General features: G+C 58.8%; 16 protein-coding genes. 8 read left to right on the forward strand and 8 right to left on the reverse strand.

Going from position 1 to position 18,470, the window contains the following annotated elements; all coding sequences use genetic code 11:
* The first annotated feature begins 42 nt into the window (after positions 1-42).
* From IMCC21224_RS10630 to IMCC21224_RS10640, 3 genes are all read left to right on the forward strand, one after another.
* Positions 43-456 carry a Fur family transcriptional regulator gene (locus IMCC21224_RS10630; RefSeq protein WP_047995333.1) on the forward strand — a complete coding sequence of 138 codons (414 nt, stop codon included), beginning with the start codon at positions 43-45 and terminating at the stop codon, positions 454-456.
* Between the two features lie 115 nt (positions 457-571).
* Positions 572-1,846 carry a phosphopyruvate hydratase gene (gene eno / locus IMCC21224_RS10635; protein ID WP_047995334.1) on the forward strand — a complete coding sequence of 425 codons (1,275 nt, stop codon included), beginning with the start codon at positions 572-574 and terminating at the stop codon, positions 1,844-1,846.
* Between the two features lie 45 nt (positions 1,847-1,891).
* A complete protein-coding gene (locus tag IMCC21224_RS10640) occupies positions 1,892-2,413 on the forward strand; it encodes a GNAT family N-acetyltransferase (RefSeq protein WP_053078950.1) in 522 nt (173 codons plus the stop codon).
* 15 nt (positions 2,414-2,428) lie between these two features.
* Here IMCC21224_RS10640 and ccmE read toward each other — a convergent pair whose 3' ends face one another.
* The 5 genes from ccmE to IMCC21224_RS10665 all read right to left on the reverse strand — a co-directional run bounded on the left by ccmE (position 2,429) and on the right by IMCC21224_RS10665 (position 9,274).
* Complete coding sequence (ccmE, locus tag IMCC21224_RS10645) at positions 2,429-2,890, reverse strand: cytochrome c maturation protein CcmE (protein ID WP_047995335.1); 462 nt, start codon at positions 2,888-2,890, stop codon at positions 2,429-2,431.
* A gap of 34 nt (positions 2,891-2,924) precedes the next feature.
* On the reverse strand, positions 2,925-3,953 hold the full coding sequence (gene argC, locus IMCC21224_RS10650) for an N-acetyl-gamma-glutamyl-phosphate reductase (protein ID WP_047995336.1): 1,029 nt from the start codon (positions 3,951-3,953) through the stop codon (positions 2,925-2,927).
* An 81-nt stretch (positions 3,954-4,034) separates the two neighbouring features.
* The gene (gene murI, locus IMCC21224_RS10655; RefSeq protein ID WP_047995337.1) at positions 4,035-4,847 is read right to left on the reverse strand and encodes a glutamate racemase; all 813 of its coding nucleotides are present in this window, start codon (positions 4,845-4,847) and stop codon (positions 4,035-4,037) included.
* 28 nt (positions 4,848-4,875) lie between these two features.
* Entirely contained in the window at positions 4,876-5,760 is an 885-nt protein-coding gene (locus IMCC21224_RS10660; protein ID WP_047995338.1) for a lysophospholipid acyltransferase family protein, read from the reverse strand.
* 91 nt (positions 5,761-5,851) lie between these two features.
* Positions 5,852-9,274: an indolepyruvate ferredoxin oxidoreductase family protein gene (locus IMCC21224_RS10665; protein ID WP_047995339.1), complete on the reverse strand. Its 3,423-nt coding sequence runs from the start codon at positions 9,272-9,274 to the stop codon at positions 5,852-5,854.
* Positions 9,275-9,440: 166 nt separating this feature from the next.
* Between IMCC21224_RS10665 and IMCC21224_RS10670 the strand changes: the two genes are divergently transcribed.
* Positions 9,441-10,346, forward strand: coding sequence for a LysR family transcriptional regulator (locus IMCC21224_RS10670; RefSeq protein ID WP_047995340.1), 906 nt, complete (start codon positions 9,441-9,443; stop codon positions 10,344-10,346).
* Positions 10,347-10,604: 258 nt separating this feature from the next.
* On the opposite strand, the gene IMCC21224_RS10675 is transcribed toward IMCC21224_RS10670, so the two are convergent.
* Positions 10,605-11,759 (reverse strand): MFS transporter, encoded by a 1,155-nt coding sequence (locus IMCC21224_RS10675; protein WP_047997034.1) that lies wholly within the window; start codon positions 11,757-11,759, stop codon positions 10,605-10,607.
* Between IMCC21224_RS10675 and IMCC21224_RS27775 the strand changes: the two genes are divergently transcribed.
* Together IMCC21224_RS27775 and purL are read left to right on the forward strand one after the other, a co-directional pair.
* Complete coding sequence (locus IMCC21224_RS27775) at positions 11,758-11,913, forward strand: hypothetical protein (RefSeq protein WP_156178233.1); 156 nt, start codon at positions 11,758-11,760, stop codon at positions 11,911-11,913. The genes IMCC21224_RS10675 and IMCC21224_RS27775 overlap by 2 nt on opposite strands.
* 260 nt (positions 11,914-12,173) lie before the next feature.
* The gene (purL, locus tag IMCC21224_RS10680; protein ID WP_047995341.1) at positions 12,174-14,333 is read left to right on the forward strand and encodes a phosphoribosylformylglycinamidine synthase subunit PurL; all 2,160 of its coding nucleotides are present in this window, start codon (positions 12,174-12,176) and stop codon (positions 14,331-14,333) included.
* A 53-nt stretch (positions 14,334-14,386) separates the two neighbouring features.
* Here the strand turns inward: purL and IMCC21224_RS10685 are convergent, their stop codons facing one another.
* On the reverse strand, positions 14,387-15,646 hold the full coding sequence (locus IMCC21224_RS10685) for a VWA domain-containing protein (RefSeq protein WP_047995342.1): 1,260 nt from the start codon (positions 15,644-15,646) through the stop codon (positions 14,387-14,389).
* 125 nt (positions 15,647-15,771) lie between these two features.
* On the opposite strand from IMCC21224_RS10685, the gene IMCC21224_RS10690 reads away from it, so the two are divergent.
* Positions 15,772-16,527 carry a hypothetical protein gene (locus IMCC21224_RS10690; protein WP_047995343.1) on the forward strand — a complete coding sequence of 252 codons (756 nt, stop codon included), beginning with the start codon at positions 15,772-15,774 and terminating at the stop codon, positions 16,525-16,527.
* Complete coding sequence (locus IMCC21224_RS10695) at positions 16,472-17,353, forward strand: hypothetical protein (RefSeq protein ID WP_047995344.1); 882 nt, start codon at positions 16,472-16,474, stop codon at positions 17,351-17,353. Before IMCC21224_RS10690 ends, IMCC21224_RS10695 begins: the two co-directional genes overlap by 56 nt.
* A 10-nt stretch (positions 17,354-17,363) precedes the next feature.
* On the opposite strand, the gene IMCC21224_RS10700 is transcribed toward IMCC21224_RS10695, so the two are convergent.
* Entirely contained in the window at positions 17,364-18,275 is a 912-nt protein-coding gene (locus IMCC21224_RS10700) for a MoxR family ATPase (RefSeq protein WP_047995345.1), read from the reverse strand.
* Positions 18,276-18,470 lie beyond the last annotated feature (195 nt).

Genomic DNA, 18,470 nt, shown 5'->3' on the forward strand with positions numbered 1-18,470 from the left:
CAGGAGTCGCTAAACCAGTAAAACGACGCGCGCGAGGATTCCATGACCGACACCATCACCAGCCGTTGCGAAGCCAATGGCCTGCGCATGACCGAACAGCGCAGAACCATTGCGCAGGTTCTGGAAGAGGCAACCGATCATCCGGATGTCGAGGAACTTTATGCCCGCGCTTCGGCACGTGATGACCGGATCTCGATTGCCACGGTTTACCGCACGGTCAAGCTGTTTGAAGAGGCCGGGATCCTTGAACGGGTTGAATTCGGTGACGGGCGCGCGCGTTACGAGGATGCAGAACGCGAACACCATGACCACCTGATCGACATGCATTCGGGCAAGGTGATCGAATTCGTCGACCCCGAGATCGAGGCGCTTCAGGAACGGATAGCGCGCAAGCTCGGCTATACCCTCAAGGGGCACCGGATGGAACTGTATGGTGTTCCTCTCAAGAAACCCTGAATCGCCACGAAATGAAGGCGCGCACGCGCCCTGTTAGCGCTAACCGTCCAGTTTACTTTCCGTTGCGGCCTGCTATACGAAATCTAACGCTCAGACATCCAAAAGGGACGATCCCATGAGTACTATCATCGACATCCACGCCCGCGAAATCCTTGACAGCCGGGGCAACCCCACAGTCGAAGTTGACGTGACACTCGAAGACGGAACCATGGGCCGGGCGGCTGTGCCGTCGGGTGCGTCAACCGGCGCCTACGAGGCGAACGAACGCCGCGACGGCGACAAATCGCGCTATATGGGCAAAGGCGTGCTCGAGGCTGTCGCCGCCGTGAATGGCGAGATCGCCGAGGAACTTCTGGGCATGGATGCCACCGAACAGGTCGCCATTGACTTGTCGATGATCGAACTTGACGGCACCGACACCAAATCCCGCCTTGGTGCCAATGCTATCCTGGGCGTCTCGCTTGCTGCGGCAAAGGCCGCCGCCGAATTTAACGGGCTGCCGCTATTTCGCTATGTTGGCGGCACGTCGGCGCGCATGCTTCCGGTGCCGATGATGAACATCATCAACGGCGGCGAACATGCTGACAACCCGATCGATATTCAGGAATTCATGATCATGCCTGTGGCCGCCGCGAACATTCGCGAAGCGGTGCGCATGGGCTCTGAGGTGTTCCACACGCTGAAAAAGGAACTGTCCGCCGCTGGTCTGTCCACAGGTATCGGCGACGAAGGTGGCTTTGCCCCGAACCTTAGCTCTACCCGTGATGCGCTCGATTTCATTTTGAAATCCATCGAAAAGGCGGGCTACAAGCCGGGTGAGGAAATTTACCTCGCGCTGGATTGCGCCGCGACCGAATATTACAAGGGCGGCAAGTACGAGATGAAGGGCGAAGGCAAATCGCTGACGTCCGACGAAAACGTGGCATACCTCGCACAGCTCTGCGCCGACTACCCGATCATCTCGATCGAGGATGGCATGTCCGAGGATGACTGGGATGGCTGGAAGGCACTGACCGACGCACTGGGTGACAAGATCCAGCTGGTGGGTGACGATCTGTTCGTGACTAATCCGGCCCGTCTGGCGATGGGAATCGAGAAGGGCTGTGCCAACTCCATGCTGGTCAAGGTCAACCAGATTGGCACCCTGACCGAGACGCTAAAGGCGGTAGACATGGCCCATCGCGCCCGCATGACCAACGTGATGTCGCACCGTTCCGGTGAAACCGAAGATGCCACCATCGCCGACCTCGCCGTGGCCACCAACTGCGGCCAGATCAAAACCGGTTCTCTGGCCCGCTCTGACCGGCTGGCCAAATATAATCAGCTGATCCGAATCGAAGAGATGCTGGGAGAAACGGCTGAATTTGCTGGAAAATCCATTCTCAAGTAAAGTGAGTGCGCGCGGGCAGTCGTTCGCGCGCCTAACCTGCCCACGATGACAAATCCCTTAATCCACGCGGCGCAAAGCGACACCGAACTGGCCGCCGTACGTGAGCTGTGCTGGCGATACCGTGCGCATCTGCTTACCCATGACGGTGCGATGCGCGTGCTGACGGACACGTTTTATCCGGAACACGACTATGCGTCCCTGCTGACCCGGATCGACGAGGAACATGCGCCACCTGACGGGGCGCTATTGCTCGCCAGCTCTGGAACCCAATTTTTGGGCTGTGGGATGTACCGCCGGTTTGATGCCACGAGTTGCGAGATCAAGCGCGTCTATGTCGATGATGCGGCGCGGGGAATGGGGTTGGGACGTGCGCTGATGCAGGCACTTTTGGATCAGGCGCGGGTCGCGGGCTATACGACTGCGCGGCTCGATACGATGAAGTCACTTTTGGGGGCACGGGCGCTTTATAATACCCTCGGGTTTCGCGAAACCGGACCGTACTATGATGTCCCAGATGTCGCGCGCGGCCATCTCTGTTATTTTGAGTATGATCTGACCCTCGACTGAGCGGGTCAAAAGGGCTCAGCTGCCCGGCTTTGGCGCAGGTTCCTGATATATGCCCTGCTCTTTGAGGGCGTCTATCACCTCTTTCGGCATATATGTCTCATCGTGTTTGGCAAGGATTTCAGTGGCTTCAAAGGTTCCGTTCACGTATCGACCTGTGCCAACCATCCCCTGTTTCTCATCAAAAAGATCAGGCAGCACACCCGAATAGACCACAGGCACCGAAGCACCGCCGTCCGTCACAATGAACCGGATCTCGGCCCCCTGACCGCGCAGGAGCGACCCTTCTTCAACCAGCCCTCCAATGCGAAACACCTCGGATGGGCTCGGCGGCGTTTCCATCACCTGGCTGGGCGAGCGGAAAAAATTGATGCCGTCGCGCATTGCATAGCCGATCAGCCCGGTTGAGATCACCAAAGCAACCGCCGCCAGCGCAAAAACCTGAATGCGTCGCTGTTTTTTGAGTGATTTCAATGCCATACCCTGACCTCCTCAGCCTTTTTTGAACCGCACATCAGGGAAAACAAGGAACCAGCATCAAGCCCGCGGTCTCATCTTCACCCAGCATCAGATTGGCGTTTTGCAACGCCTGCCCCGAACTGCCTTTGGTCAAATTGTCCAGCGCGCCCACCACGATGGCACGGCCATTGATCCGGTCACCAGTCACACCGATGTGACAGAAGTTCGAGCCGCGCACGTGATGCGTAGACGGTGTTTCACCAAACGGCAGAACGAAAATGAACGGCTCTTCCTCATACGCATTTTGCAACGTTTTATAAACAGCTTGCGGGTCACCTTTGACGTATGTGGTGGCCAGAATACCGCGATTTGCAGGCATCAGATGCGGGGTAAACTGAACCTGAACCTCCTGCCCCGCAATGGCAGAAAATTCCTGATCAAATTCACCCTGATGCCGGTGGGTGCCGCCGACGGCATAGGCATTGTACCCCTCGGACAGTTCCGCATGCAGAAGATTTTCCTTAAGGCTCCGCCCAGCCCCCGAAACCGCACATTTCATGTCGAGGATAATATCCGTAAGGTCGATCACAGCCTCCGCGATCAGCGGCCGCAGGATGAATTGCCCGATTGCCGCGTTGCAGCCTGTCCCGGCAACCAGACGCGCGCTGGCGATCTCATTTCGGTAGAACTCGGTCAGCCCGTAAACCGCCTCTGATTGCATCTCGATCGCGGCATGATCGTTGCCATACCATTTCTTGTATTCTGCCGGATTGCGCAGCCGAAAATCCGCGGACAAATCAACGATTTTTAACGATTTTGGCAGTTTGCTGATCACCTCTTGGCTGGTCTTGTGCGGCAGCGCGCAGAAACACAGATCCACGGTATCAAAATCAATCTGTTCCCACGTTACCAGATCCGGCAGCGTCAGATGGCGCAGATGCGGAAACACCTGGGCCATGCTCTGGCCCGCCTTGGAATTCGCCGCCAGCGCCACAATCTCCATGCTGGGATGGGTGGCAATCAGGCGGATAAGTTCGGCGCCAGTATAGCCGCTCGCTCCGATGATGGCGATCTTGTGGGTCATGTCATGCTCCGAATGCGCGGGCCATGCCGCGCTGTCCTGTAGTTCTATCCGAGGGGGCCAACCGAGGCCAGCCCACGACGATCACGCTTTCTCAAACACAATCCGTCGTCGCAGGAACTGTGTGGCGCGATCTGAAACACGGCGCGGATCTCCCGTGGTCAGGAACTTTGACTCGTCCCCCCGACCCAGCATTCCGGGATGACGTATCAGATAGTCGGCCAGCGACTCGGCCACAAGATTGGCCTGAGAATAGACGCTGACATTTGCCCCCAACGCGTCCTGAAACGCCTCCTGCATCAGCGGATAGTGTGTGCAGCCCAGGATCGCGGCCTGCGGTTCCGGCATCTTGCGTTTCAACGCGTCCACGTGCGACCGTACCAGCGCTTCGGCAAGGATCAGGTCGCCATCCTCAATAGCATCGACAACACCACCGCAGGCCTGCGCCTCGACATCGACACCAATCGCGCGAAACGCCAGTTCACGCTGGAACGCGCGGCTGCGCACTGTAGCGGGTGTCGCAAACAGCGCCACATGTTTGACCGCCACTTCGCGCGGTGGGGAATTGTCGCCCCATTGCCGCTCTGTCATCGCTTCGATCAGAGGGACAAAGACGCCCAGAACACGTTTTTCCGGCGGCAGCCAGCTTTCTTGCATGCGCCGAAGCGCCGCAGCGGACGCCGTGTTGCAGGCCAATATGACCAGATCGCAGCCCGCCGCCCACAGGCGTTCAACGGCGGCGCAGGTCAGTTGATAGACGTCATCGGCATCACGTACGCCATAAGGCGCATTGGCGCTGTCGCCCAGGTAGACAAACGGCACCTCGGGCAATTTTTTCACCACGGCGTCCAGAACCGTCAGCCCACCCAGCCCAGAATCAAACACCCCAACCGCCATTGAAACACTATCCTTTATGCGCAGGCGCTTACGCCTTGACCTTGTGCTTTTCCTCGAACTCAAAGCCGTAGTCACACGACACGAGCGGGTTTGGAGACAGGTCATACGTCGCTTTGCGCAGGAAATCCATCATCGCGCGCGAGTCTTTGGTATGGGGTTGCAGCACCTCGGGGGGAATTGGCTGGCCGATGACGACCTGAACCGGCGTATCCACCCGTTTGTGGAATTCCTTGATCAGCAGCCCCATACGCAGCGTCGTGTGCAGATGGCTCGCTACTTGGAACAGGCGGCTTGTGTGACCATCAAAATAGATCGGCACTACGGTTGCACCGCTTTTGGCCACCATTCGGGCGGTAAAGCTGCGCCAGCCCGGATCCATCGGCCGGGAAAAGGGTTTCGCTGCGGTGGACACCGTGCCGCCTGGAAAGACACCGATCGCGCCACCATCCCCCAGATAACGCAGCGCCTCTTTGCGCGTCTCAACATTCAACGCGACCGCTTCTTTGGTTTCGTCGAACGAAATTGGCAGGATCACGCGTTCAAGATCCTGGGCCTTGCGAAACACCCGGTGGGCCAGAATGCGAAAATCTCCGCGCGCCACCGACAGAATGTGGCCCAGCATCAACCCATCCAGGATGCCATATGGATGGTTCGCAATGACAATTAGCGGCCCGGTCTTGGGGATGTTGTCGATCGCGCCACCAATCACATCGAGGCCCAGACCGTAGCGCTCGACGATGACCTGCCAGAAGTCCCGGCCTTTGGCGACTTCGGCCTCGTACCCTTTGGCGCGTTTGATCAGGCTGATCCGCCCAGTGGCGTTTTCCATCAGGCGGATCATCGCCCGTCCCGATCGGGTACTGGCAGAGTAGGAATACGAAATGTCGCGGGCGATGTGATGCGTTACGGGCATCTGGCAGATTCTCCGAAGGTGCGGCCCGTCAAATGGGTTTTTTCTGTTGTGACCAGTAAGTGTAACATCTGCGTAAATGTTGTATGACTGATCACTCCGCAGCGTGGCGCACCGGCGCGCCGCCCGCGCGAATGGTCGCCAGCAACTCTTCCCGGCGCTTTGCCGCCTTTATCTCTGCCGCCTCTTTTACCGGCCCAAAACCTTTGATCTGCATCGGTAATTCAGCCAGTGCGACGACAGCGTCCATCGTTTCGGGCCGGACATCCGCCAGAATTTTGGCCATATCCGCCTCGTATTGGCTGATCAGATCGCGTTCCATCCTGCGCTCTTTCGTGCGGCCAAAGGGATCGAATGGCGTGCCGCGCAGCTTGCGCAGTTTTGCCAGAACAGCGAACCCGCGCAGCATTCCCGGCCCGAACTGGCGTTTGATCGGTCGACCGTCGGCACCGGTCTTGCTCAGGATCGGCGGCGCGAGGTGGAAGGACAAGCGAAAATCGCCATCAAACTGTTCAGCGGCCTTGGCGCGGCTGTGCAACAGCAGCCGGGCCACCTCGTATTCATCCTTGTAACTCAGCAGCTTGTGATATCCCTTTGCGACCGCTTCCCGCAGCCTGGGGTTTTCGATACCGTCAACCAGCTTGCGATAGCGCCGCGCGAGCGCCTTGCCCTGATACGCGATCAGATGATCGGATCGAAAGGCGATACGTTCCTCTAGGGTTTGCGGCAAAATCAGTACTTTGGGGGGCAATATTGCATTTACATCATCCGTATGCGTCACCGCCCAGCGACCGATTTCGAACGCCCGCAGGTTCCGGTCAACGGCGGCACCATTCAGCCGAATTGCTGCCTCGATCGCGGATTTTCTCAGCGGCACAAGGCCCCGTTGCCAGGCGGCACCAAGGATCATCATGTTGGAGAATATCGAATCCCCCAGCGTGACGCGCGCCAGTTCAGAAGCATCAAACAGCACAATCCGATCTTGAAGCCGGGCCTCAAGAGCAAGCTGTAACCGGTCCGTTGGCAATGAGAATTCAGTATTTCTGGTAAAGTCACCTGTGATAATCTCGTGACTGTTCACCACTCCGCCAGTACGACCGCTGCGCATCAGGCCCAGTGTCTTGGCTCCGGCTGACACCACCAGATCGCCACCGATCAGTGCATCACATTCACCAGTTGCGACCCGTATCGCACTGATATCCTCGGGAGTTTCCGCAAGACGGCAATGGATATGCACCGCGCCTCCCTTTTGAGCGAGCCCCGCCATCTCCATCATCCCGGCGCCTTTGCCGTCGATCTGTGCGGCCTGAGCCAGCACCGCGCCAATGGTCACCACGCCTGTACCGCCAACGCCCGTCACAATCACGTTCCAGGTGCCATCGATCACCGGCAGAACCGGATCAGGCAAGTCAGGCAAGGTCAGGTCGGTGGTTTGATCCTTGCGGATCGTCGCCCCTTCCAAGGTGATAAACGACGGGCAAAACCCCTTGAGACAGGAAAAATCCTTGTTGCACGACGACTGGTCGATGGCGCGCTTGCGACCCAGTTCGGTCTCGACCGGGACAATGGACACGCAGTTGGACTGGACGCCGCAGTCGCCGCAGCCTTCACAGACATCTGTGTTGATAAACACGCGCTTGTCGATATCGGGAAAGCTGCCCCGCTTGCGACGGCGACGTTTTTCGGCGGCGCAGGTCTGGACATAGACGATGGCGGATACGCCGGGATGATTGGCGTAGGTTTTCTGGATTGTCTCCAGCTCGCCCCGCTCGGCCTTGTCTATGTCGGCGGGGTAAGCCGCCAGATCGACATCCTCTTTCTCGTCATAGACCAGCGCGACGTTTTCAACGCCCATCGCCTTGAGTTCACGCACGATGCGAGGCGCAGTCAGACCACCATCGTTCTTTTGCCCGCCGGTCATGGCGACGGCGTCATTGTACAGGATCTTGTAGGTGATGGTTGTCCCTGCCAGCAGCGCCGCGCGGATCGCCTGCACACCGGAATGGTTGTAGGTGCCGTCGCCCAAATTCTGGAACACATGACCAGTTTTTGAAAATGGTGCCTCACCGATCCAGTTCGCACCCTCGCCCCCCATATGGGTAAAGCCGGTGGTCGAGCGGTCCATCCACTGCACCATGTAATGACAGCCAATTCCGGCATAGGCGCGCGACCCTTCTGGCACCTTGGTCGAGGAATTGTGTGGGCAGCCCGAGCAGAAATACGGCAAGCGGGCGGCGATTTCTTCGGCATTGTCGGCGCGCCGCGCCTCGTCCAGTCGCAGCAGGCCTGCGCGGATGCCATCGGTGCCACGGCCCTCGTCCACCAGAATTCCGCCCAGCTTTTCGGCAATCAGAAAGGGATCGAGCGCGCCGCGTGTCGGGAACAGTTCCGGGCCGTGCATCGACCCTGCGCCACCACCCTTGTGCCAACCCCAGACGCGGCGACCCTGACGGTCGTTAAAAATCGCCTCTTTGATCTGGATTTCGATCAGCTTGCGCTTTTCTTCGACCACCACGATCAAATCCACCCCGTCAGCCCAATCATGAAACCCCTGCATATCCAGCGGAAAGGTCTGGCCGATCTTGTAGGTGGTCAGCCCCAGCCGCTCGGCCTCGTTCGCGTCGATGTTCAGCAGCGACAGCGCGTGCACCAGATCGAGCCAGTTCTTGCCCGCCGCGACAAAGCCAATCTTGGCGCCGGGTTTGCCCCAGATCCGCTTGTCCATACCATTGGCACGGGAAAACGCCTCGGCGGCGAAGCGTTTGTAGTCGATCATCCGCGCCTCTTGCGCGTGGGGCGTGTCGATCAGCCGGATGTTCAACCCGCCCTCGGGCATGTCAAACGGCGGTATGACCAGCGGCATCCGATCCGGACGGCCATCGACCACGGCTGTTGCCTCGACTGTGTCCTTCATCGTCTTGAGCCCGACCCAGAGGCCCGAAAACCGAGACAGGGCAAAGCCGTAGATGCCGTAGTCGAGGATTTCCTGCACACCTGCGGGGGATACAACCGGCATATAGGCATCGACCATCGCCCATTCTGACTGGTGCAGCACGGTTGACGATTCGCCGGTGTGGTCGTCACCCATGGCCATGATCACGCCGCCATTGGTCGAAGACCCTGCCATATTGGCATGCCGCATCACATCGCCGGACCGATCCACGCCCGGCCCCTTGCCATACCAAAGGCCAAAGACCCCGTCATACTTGCCCTCGCCGCGCAATTCGGCCTGTTGCGCGCCCCATAGCGCGGTCGCGGCCAGATCCTCGTTCAGGCCTTCCTTGAACAGGACATCCGACGCGATCAGTTCCTTGGCCGCGCGGTTCATCTGCATGTCGACCGCGCCCAGCGGCGAACCGCGATATCCGGTCACATATCCTGCGGTATTCAATCCTGCGTTGCGATCACGCGCCTTTTGCATCAGCATCAGGCGGACAAGCGCCTGTGTGCCGTTCAAAAGAACCTGTGGCTTGCTCAGGTCAAAGCGGTCATTCAAGGTGATCTGGTGAGTGCTCATCGTTCGCCTCCCGTCGCGCAATGATCGTCCAATCCAACTCTATAATAGGTCACAAACGCTGACCTGAGAAGAAAAAACGTATATTCACCGAACCTTTCGCATGGTTATGCCTAAAACAATTCATTGTTTCGTGTAGAGACGACGTAGCAGTCGGAAAGTTGAGATTATGGATTGGGATAAGCTTAGAATATTTCACGCGGTGGCGGACGCCGGTAGCCTGACTCATGCGGGTGATACCCTGCATCTGTCGCAGTCTGCGGTGTCGCGGCAGATACGCGCGCTCGAAGAATCGCTGAACACCACGCTGTTCCACCGCCACGCGCGGGGGTTGATTCTGACCGAACAGGGCGAGTTGCTGTTTGATGCCACAGTGTCGATGGTCAAACGCATCGACGCCGCCACCGCGCGCATCCGCGACAGCGAGGAAGAGGTGTTTGGTGAATTGCGGGTGACCACGACCACCGGCTTTGGCTCGCTCTGGCTGGCGCCGCGTCTGCCCAAGCTGTATGAAAAATATCCCGATCTCAAGATCGACCTGATGCTGGAAGAGCGCGTTCTTGACCTGCCGATGCGCGAAGCGGATGTCGCCATCCGAATGAAAGAACCCAGCCAGGCGGATCTGATCCGCAAGCGTCTGATGAACATCCGGATGAGGCTCTATGCGTCGCCGGATTATCTGGAGCAGCATGGCGTGCCCCAGTCGATCGAGGAAATGGCGAACTACCGTCTGATCTGCCAGAATACGCGGTCAGCCCAGGTTGGCGCCGGTCTGAACATGGTGCAGAATTTGCTGACCTATGACATCCAGTCAATGCTCACGGTTAACAATTACTTTGGCGTGTTGCAGGCGGTCCTGGCCGGGCTCGGTATTGGCGTGTTGCCCGATTACATCATCGAGGATTTTCCGTCCGTCGTACGTGTCCTGCCCGACTATGAATCCGGCGAAGTCCCAGTGTTTCTGGCCTACCCCGAAGAATTGCGCCAATCCAAGCGGATAGCGGCGTTTCGCGACTTTGTGCAGGAAGAAATCTTTGCCCACCGTCAACAGCGCAAGGCGATGGGAGATGCCTAAGACTGTGGTATGCACCACACGCATGGCGGAAATGCTGCACCTGCGGCGTAATAACCGTTGATCGTTTTCAGACTGGCTATTAAATGGGCTTATGAAGGTTGATGCGCTGAACGGTGCATCATCTTCATACCTCCCTGTTGGACTTCGGCCGAGCTTTATGCTCGGCCTTTTTTTCGCCTTTGCGGTTGGGAAAAACCATCTTATCCAGACGTGTTTGCCGAAATTTGGGCCGCATATCGCCAGACCCGTAATGCCGGATCAACCGCGCTTCATCGCGCCTGCGAACAAAATGATCAGCAGCGCCAACAGAGCCAGCAGCAGAAACGCCACCGGCAGTGATGTAAGTCCGGCCAGGAACCCGATGACCGGCGGCCCCAGCAACATGCCGCCATAGCCCAAGGTCGCGACGCTGGCGATGGCCTGACCTCCACCGATGCCCTTTTCTGCAGCAGCACGTGAAAAGGCCAGCGGCATGATCACCGCATATCCCACGCCCATCATGCCAAAGCCCAGTAGCACCAGCCACACACCGAACGCCTGGCCCGGTGCCAGTACCGGACCGGACACAGCGACCAAAACCCCAAGCAACGCCGCCACGCCGGACAGACGTGCCGCGCGGACCGGGCCAAAACGCTGCACGATCCAGCCGCCGGACAGTCGCGTCACGACCATCGCAATTGAAAACACCGCATATCCCAGCGCCGCCTGCGCCCGCACGGCACCGGCTGCAGTTTCCAGATAAACTGCGCTCCAATCCGCCATCGCGCCTTCGCCCAGCGATGCGGCAGCCGCCACCAATCCGACTGCGACCAGCGGGCCGGTCGGCAGGGCAAAGATGCGCGCTGATGGCTTTGATTTTTCCGACTCCCATTGCTTGGCGGTCATCCACAGCGCCACAAGCACCAAAACCACAGCCATACACGCAAAATGTGGCAAGACACCGATCCCCAACCGGATCGCGACATACCCCGACGCGGCGCCGATTCCGGCGCCCAGACTGAACATGGCGTGGAACCACGACATGACAGGACGTGCCAGGTGACGCTCGACCTCGGTAGCCCAGGCGTTCATCGACACATCCATTGACCCATGCGCCGCGCCGAACAGAAAAAGGCACAGCATCAAAACCGGCAACGTCGGCGCCAGCGCCACCTCGGCCAGCGACAGGCCATAAAGAATCGCAATGACCCGCGTCAGGTCCGCAGCGCCAACCCGGTCAGTCAGCCTGCCCGAAAGTGGAAATGACAGGATCGCCCCAGCCGCGAGACATAACAACAACACGCCAAGCAGGTCAGGCGACAGTTCGAACCGATCAACAAACGCCGGAATACGCGAGGCCCAGATTCCAAAAAGCGCGCCGTTCAACATGAACATCGCGGCGACAGCGCGGCGTGGAGTGCGTAATTCAAACATGAGCGACACCAAACCCGGCAGCAGCATAACGCGCGGCATCATCCATACCAGCGGTCAGAAAAAGGACGCTCAGTCTAACCCTCTTCAGCGCATGCGGCATCCGAAATCGGGCAAAAATGCTAATGAGAATAAGTTCCAACAGCCGTTTTCCTGACTTCTCTGCAAATTACTGCATAATCTTGCGTTACGTTACGTACAAGTGGGGAATCTATGCACTCATGTGACCTACTGCATCGCAGCCTCGCCATAATCGGTCGACATCAACAGCCGCCGTCGGCGGGAACTTTGTAGGCGTGTCCGTGGGAAACGGGGGTGTTTCGCCAACGCCTGCGGGCTTTGATCCGGCTGGCCCCTTTCCCCCGCGCGCCGCCTGGCTTATAGCGCGATCAACATGTGCAGGGGAGTATTCAGACTATGCAAGAACCGGCCATCACCACGGACCTGATCGCAGCCCACGGCATCAAGCCCGATGAATACGACCGCATCCTGCAAATCCTTGATCGCGAACCCAGCTATACCGAGCTTGGGATCTTTTCGGCCATGTGGAATGAACACTGCTCTTACAAGTCGTCCAAGAAGTGGTTGCGCACCCTGCCGACCACCGGCCCGCAGGTGATCTGCGGCCCCGGTGAAAATGCGGGCGTTGTCGATATCGGGGACGGTCAGGCCGTGGTCTTCAAGATGGAAAGCCACAACCACCCCTCATATATCGAACCGTATCAGGGCGCGGCGACCGGTGTTGGTGGCATCCTGCGTGATGTGTTCACCATGGGCGCGCGGCCCATCGCGGCGATGAACGCGCTCAGCTTTGGTGAGCCGACGCATCACAAAACCAAACGCCTTGTCCATGGCGTGGTCGAAGGTGTCGGCGGCTACGGCAACGCCTTTGGCGTCCCGACCGTTGGCGGCGAAGTCCGGTTTCACAGCGCCTATAACGGCAACTGCCTGGTCAACGCCTTTGCCGCCGGCCTCGCCGACGCGGACAAGATCTTTTATTCTGCGGCGTCTGGTGTGGGGCGTCCGGTTGTCTACCTTGGTGCCAAGACGGGGCGCGACGGGGTTGGCGGCGCGACCATGGCCAGTGCCGAGTTCGACGAAACCATCGAGGAAAAGCGCCCCACGGTTCAGGTTGGCGACCCTTTCACCGAAAAGCGTCTGATGGAGGCGTGTCTTGAGCTGATGCAGACCGGGGCCGTGATCTCGATTCAGGATATGGGTGCGGCCGGTCTGACCTGTTCGGCAGTCGAAATGGGTGACAAGGGCGAATTGGGCGTGCGGCTGGACCTGGAAAAGGTGCCGTGCCGCGAACCCGGCATGACTGCCTACGAAATGATGCTGTCAGAGTCGCAAGAACGGATGCTGATGGTGCTGGACCCCGCACGCGAGGATGTCGCCCGTGCAGTTTTCGAAAAATGGGACCTCGACTTTGCTATCGTTGGTGAGACAATCTCTGAGGATCGTTTCCTCATCGTTCACAATGGTGAGGTCAAGGCAGACATGCCGCTGCGCGCCTTGTCGGGCAATTCGCCGGAATACGACCGGCCATGGGAAGAAACGCCACAGGCCGAACCGCTGGCGGATGTCCCCGGTATCGACCCGATCGACGGGCTCAAGGCGCTGCTCACCAGCCCGAATTACTGCGCCCGCCAGTGGGTTTACGAACAATATGACAGTCAGGTCATGGCTGACACCATGCGCATCCCCGGCTTTGGCGCCGGTGTGATCCGCGTACATGGCACCGACAAAAAGCTGGCCTTTACTTCGGACGTGACACCGCGCTACGTGCGCGCCAATCCGGTTGAGGGCGGCAAACAGGCGGTGGCCGAGGCGTTCCGCAATCTGTGTGCCGTTGGCGCACGGCCGCTGGCAACGACCGACAACATGAACTTTGGCAACCCCGAAAAGCCGCGGATCATGGGGCAGTTCGTCGGCGCGATTCAGGGGATCGGCCAGGCCTGCATCGCACTGGATATGCCAATCGTCTCTGGCAACGTGTCGCTATACAATGAAACCGACGGTCAGGGCATCCTGCCGACCCCAACCATCGGCGCGGTGGGCCTTATTGGTGCGGGCGAAGAACCGATCCTGGGCTATGCCCGCGACGGCCATGTCGCCCTGTTGATCGGCCACACCGCCGGGCATCTGGGGCAGTCCGCCCTGCTGGCCGAGGTGTTCAACCGCGAAGATGGCGATGCCCCCGCCGTGGATCTGGCGGCTGAGCGGCGCAACGGTGATTTCATTCGGGCCGAGCGTGCGTTGATCGGCTGTTGCACCGACCTGTCGGACGGTGGTCTGGCGCTTGCCGCGTTCGAGATGGCCGAGGCGTCAGGCGTTGGCGTGCAAATCGACACAGACGACACTGCCGCGCTGTTTGGTGAGGATCAGGCCCGGTATCTGGTGGCCTGCGATTTCGACGCCGCAGAGGCGCTGATGGCGGCGGCGGGTCAGGCCGATGTGCCCGTGATCAGCGTCGGACGCTTTGGCGGCGACAGCGTACAGTTCGGCAAGACCTCGGCACCGCTCGCGGAACTGGCACAAATATACCGCGAGACATTTGGCGCGACCTTCGGCTGAACCTGAAATCTACGCCCTCTTTCAGTCATGGGAGAGGGTCACAGCCTGCCGTCTCAGTCGTCCAGCATCCGCATCAGCCGCATCTTTTCCCCCACATCGTCGGGCCGCGATATTGCGGTGGCCAGATCCTGTAGCGACTGGATCGAATGCCCGGCGCGGAAACTGTGAACATGCGGCAGCATCGCCCGGATCCCGGCAGCCTTGGGCGCAAACCCGTCCCAGCGCAGCAGCGGATTGAGCCAGATCAGCCGACGCGACGACAGATGCAGCCGCTCCATCTCACGCGCCAGCCCCCCGGCCGGATCGCGGTCCAGGCCGTCGGTGATCAACAATACCACCGCACCCTGCCCCATCACCCGCCGTGACCAGTCCCGGTTGAACGCATGCAGCGACGCACCAATCCGGGTTCCCCCCTCCCAATCCTGCGCTTCTGCCCCGGCGGCCTTGAGCGCGGTATCGACATCCCGCGTCGCCAGATGGCGGGTGATGTTGGTCAGCCGTGTGCCAAAGGTGAAGGCGTGGACTTTGGCCCAGCCCGCGCCCTTTTCATTCGCCACGGCATGCAGGAAATGCAGCACCATACGGCTGTATTGCGACATCGACCCCGAAATATCGCACAAAACCACAAGGTTGGGCCAACGCGGTCGCGGCGTGGTATGAGCAAAGCTGCGAAGCTCGCCTCCGTGCCGCATCGCTGCGCGGATCGTGCGCCGCCAGTCCGTGTGCCGTCCATTCACTGCGGCCATCCCCCGGCGCGACGGGATCGGTTTGACCGGCAGGCTGAGCCGCGCCAGCATGCGCTTGGCCTCGGCAACCTCGGCGGTCGACATCTGCTCGAAATCGAGGCTGCGCAGCTTTTCCTCGGCGGACATCGTCATCGAGGCATCGACCTCGATCTTTGTCTCATCCTTACCGCTTTCTGGCGGTTCGGGGATATCTGGCGCCTGCCCGTCCAGCAGCGCCTCGGCGGCACGCTTCTCGGCTGCCTGCGCCAGCTTTTCCTCTTGAACGCCCCGGATGGCGGGCAACATCATCGACATCATATGCTCAAGATAGCGTGGATCGCGCCAATAGAGCCGAAAGATCTGGTTATAGACCGTACGATGTTCTGGCCGGTTCACGAAACAGGCATGCAACGTCCAGTAAAAATCAACCTTGTCCGAAAAGCCCGCCGCCTCAACGGCGCGCACGGCGTCAATGACCCGACCGGGCCCCACCGGAAGACCGGCCCGACGCAAAGCGCGTGCAAAATGGGTGATATTGTCTGCCAGTCGCGGCGTTTCGGGGATGTCCAATGGCGCGTATTCGGGCAATTTATGCGGTCCTCCCGTCTCGCTAAGAGAGCGATGCTTATTTCAGCTCACCTTAAAAGGGAGCCTGTGTTACAGTATATGGACTATATTTTGATTCGAATTTCATTGCCATTGGACCCTTGGCCATGTTTCCAGTTCAATTTGCCTCTGCCATTATTGCGATATTTACTGCAATTGTCGGATATTACGTGACAACGGTGGTCGAAGAGATCCGCTCTGGCACTGCGATCATCTATGACGCGCGACGGGTGAACGACACAGTGAACGGGTCGACAGAAGTGGTCGCCGTTCTTGACGTCAAAAACGTCTCGCGCTCTGCAACGGTCAAAAACCTCTACATTGGCATCAAATGCCTTGAAAATAAGCCGGCCTGCTTTCAGGGCGCTGGACCAGCGGCGATTAAACAAGAGGTACTCTTTGCGCCCATTGCTGGCAAAGTGACCTACAAAATGGTCACGCCAGTTGTCGCCGAAATAAGGGTGTCGCTGGTTCCCGGAGCAAAGGTATCGATGCGATATTTTGCTAACCCGAACAATACATCGGACATGATATTTATATATTATCCTGATAGTGTCGCTGGCGATGTTTCGCAATCCGAGCCAACGCTCGTCCAGGCAATCAAGACTGCGCTGAATCCGCCCGCCAGTCCCTCCAGAACACCGGTTTTTCTTGAACAAGGCGGCATTACCGCCCTGCTGGTTGAATATTACTTTGTCGTCATGGCCTGGGCGATGTCCGCAGCAATACTGTTGTTGGGTGCAACCACTGTGTTCTGGGCGATCCATTCTCTTGGCGCTGGCCGAAAAAAACCAACGGAGACTGAAGATGTTCAAAAAATTTCTGTCGATCTTGTTCTTCGGACTTCCGATCCCAGCCTCTAGCGAGGTCGTGCAGGTTTGGGTCATGGTCGACTATCTGTCCGCCCCCTTCCCGATCGACAGCAGGATCGAGGTCTTCAAGAATGGGCAACTGATGGGAAACGTCAAAGGCCAGCAGACCGGCATGTTTAGGTACACCTTTGACCTCGACACCTGTGAAGGTGACATTCGGTTCCGCGTTATCTCGGACAGCCCTGCGTTCAAGATCGACCCGGAATATTATGACTGTAAGTCGCCGGATGTTATGGTCATGGCCGAGATAAGCACCATCTACGCGTCTGTTGAAGTCGACGCCCAACCCCAGACTTCGGGCATTTACACACAGTGGATAAATACAGCGCTGACAACAGACCAGGCGGTCCTTGCTGCCATGGGCGCCCAAGCGAACGGCAATCAGATCGCGATATTTCAGGCACTTTCAACCGGCGACATGGGTGAAGTCGCGTTTTATGCCAATGAAAACGCAGCCCTTGCACGAAAGGCCGCCCAGACATCGGCTGCGCTTGGATATGCCACACTCAGCTACGATTCGGGCTATCGCGCCATGGGACTCGATCCTGAATCGGCAGTGCCGCTGGTGATGCTGGATGCCTCGCAGAACAACATCCCGGTACTGACCGATGCGGGTGGCGCGATCCTGCAAAAATTCAACCAGACCGCGGTCACGACATCATCGGTGCAATGGACCGGCGCGACGACGCGGGCGCTGCGTTTCATCCCCGCCGATCCGCAACAGACCGGGCTGCTACAAATCGATTCCGCCGAACAAGCCGCCAGACTTGTTTTTGACCCCAGCGGTCGGGCCTTGCTGCCCGCACCGGACAGCTGACGCACTGGCGTTACCCCGACGTGACCAAATTTGTTTTGGCCTCGTCCAGCAGACGCTTAGCCTCTGAGCCTTGGATTTTCTGAATGTCGTCCTGATATTTCAGGATTGCGCCCAGGGTGTCGCTGATCACCTCGGGCGAGAGGTTGATCACATCCAGCGCAAGCAGGCATTTGGCCCAGTCAATCGTTTCCGCGACGCCGGGCTTCTTGAACAGATCCTCGGTGCGCAGGCGTTGGACAAAGGCTACGATCTCTCGGCTCAGATTTTCGGCGGCTTCAGGGGCGCGGCTGTGCAAAATCTCGATCTCGCGATCAAAGGTCGGATAGTCGACCCAGTGATACAGGCAGCGGCGTTTCAGCGCATCATGCACCTCGCGCGTGCGGTTCGAGGTCAGGATCACGATCGGCGGCTCTGGCGCTTTGATGGTGCCAAGTTCGGGGATCGTGACCTGGAAATCCGACAGCGCCTCCAGCAGGAACGCTTCGAATGGTTCATCGGTGCGGTCAAGTTCGTCAATCAACAGTACCGGCGCACCGCCGGGTTGCGGGCGCATCGCCTGAAGCAACGGACGCTCCACCAGAAACTCGTCCGAGAACAGTTCGGTCTTCAGGCTTTGACGATCCGCACCACCCGACGCCTCTGCCGTTCGGATGGCAATCATCTGGGCGGGAAAGTTCCACTCATACACAGCCGACGCCGCATCCAGTCCTTCGTAACATTGCAGCCGGATCAGACGTCGATCCAGCGTAGCCGCCAGCGCCTTGGCGATCTCGGTCTTGCCGACACCCGCCTCACCCTCAAGAAACAAGGGCCGACCCAGCTTGAGCGACAGAAACACCACGGTGGCCAGGGGCCGTGCGCAGATATAGCCGGACTGCGCCAGCAGGCTTTGAACCGCGTCGATGTCGGGGGGGATGGTCATGGTCTCTCCTTGCTGAGCCCTGTCTTGCTGCACTTCGCATGCGATAGGGTCAATAGGTCAAAAGTCGCATGGCCCCGGTGTAAAAGCCGCGAAAAAGCCCCGAAAGATTGACGCAACGGCGCCAAAATGCCATCATTTCATCTGGAAAATCATGCTACGCGGGACCAACCCCGAGCAAGAGGCAACACCGCAGTG

The sequence above is a fragment of the Puniceibacterium sp. IMCC21224 genome (assembly GCF_001038505.1).
In the GTDB taxonomy this organism is placed as follows: domain Bacteria; phylum Pseudomonadota; class Alphaproteobacteria; order Rhodobacterales; family Rhodobacteraceae; genus Puniceibacterium.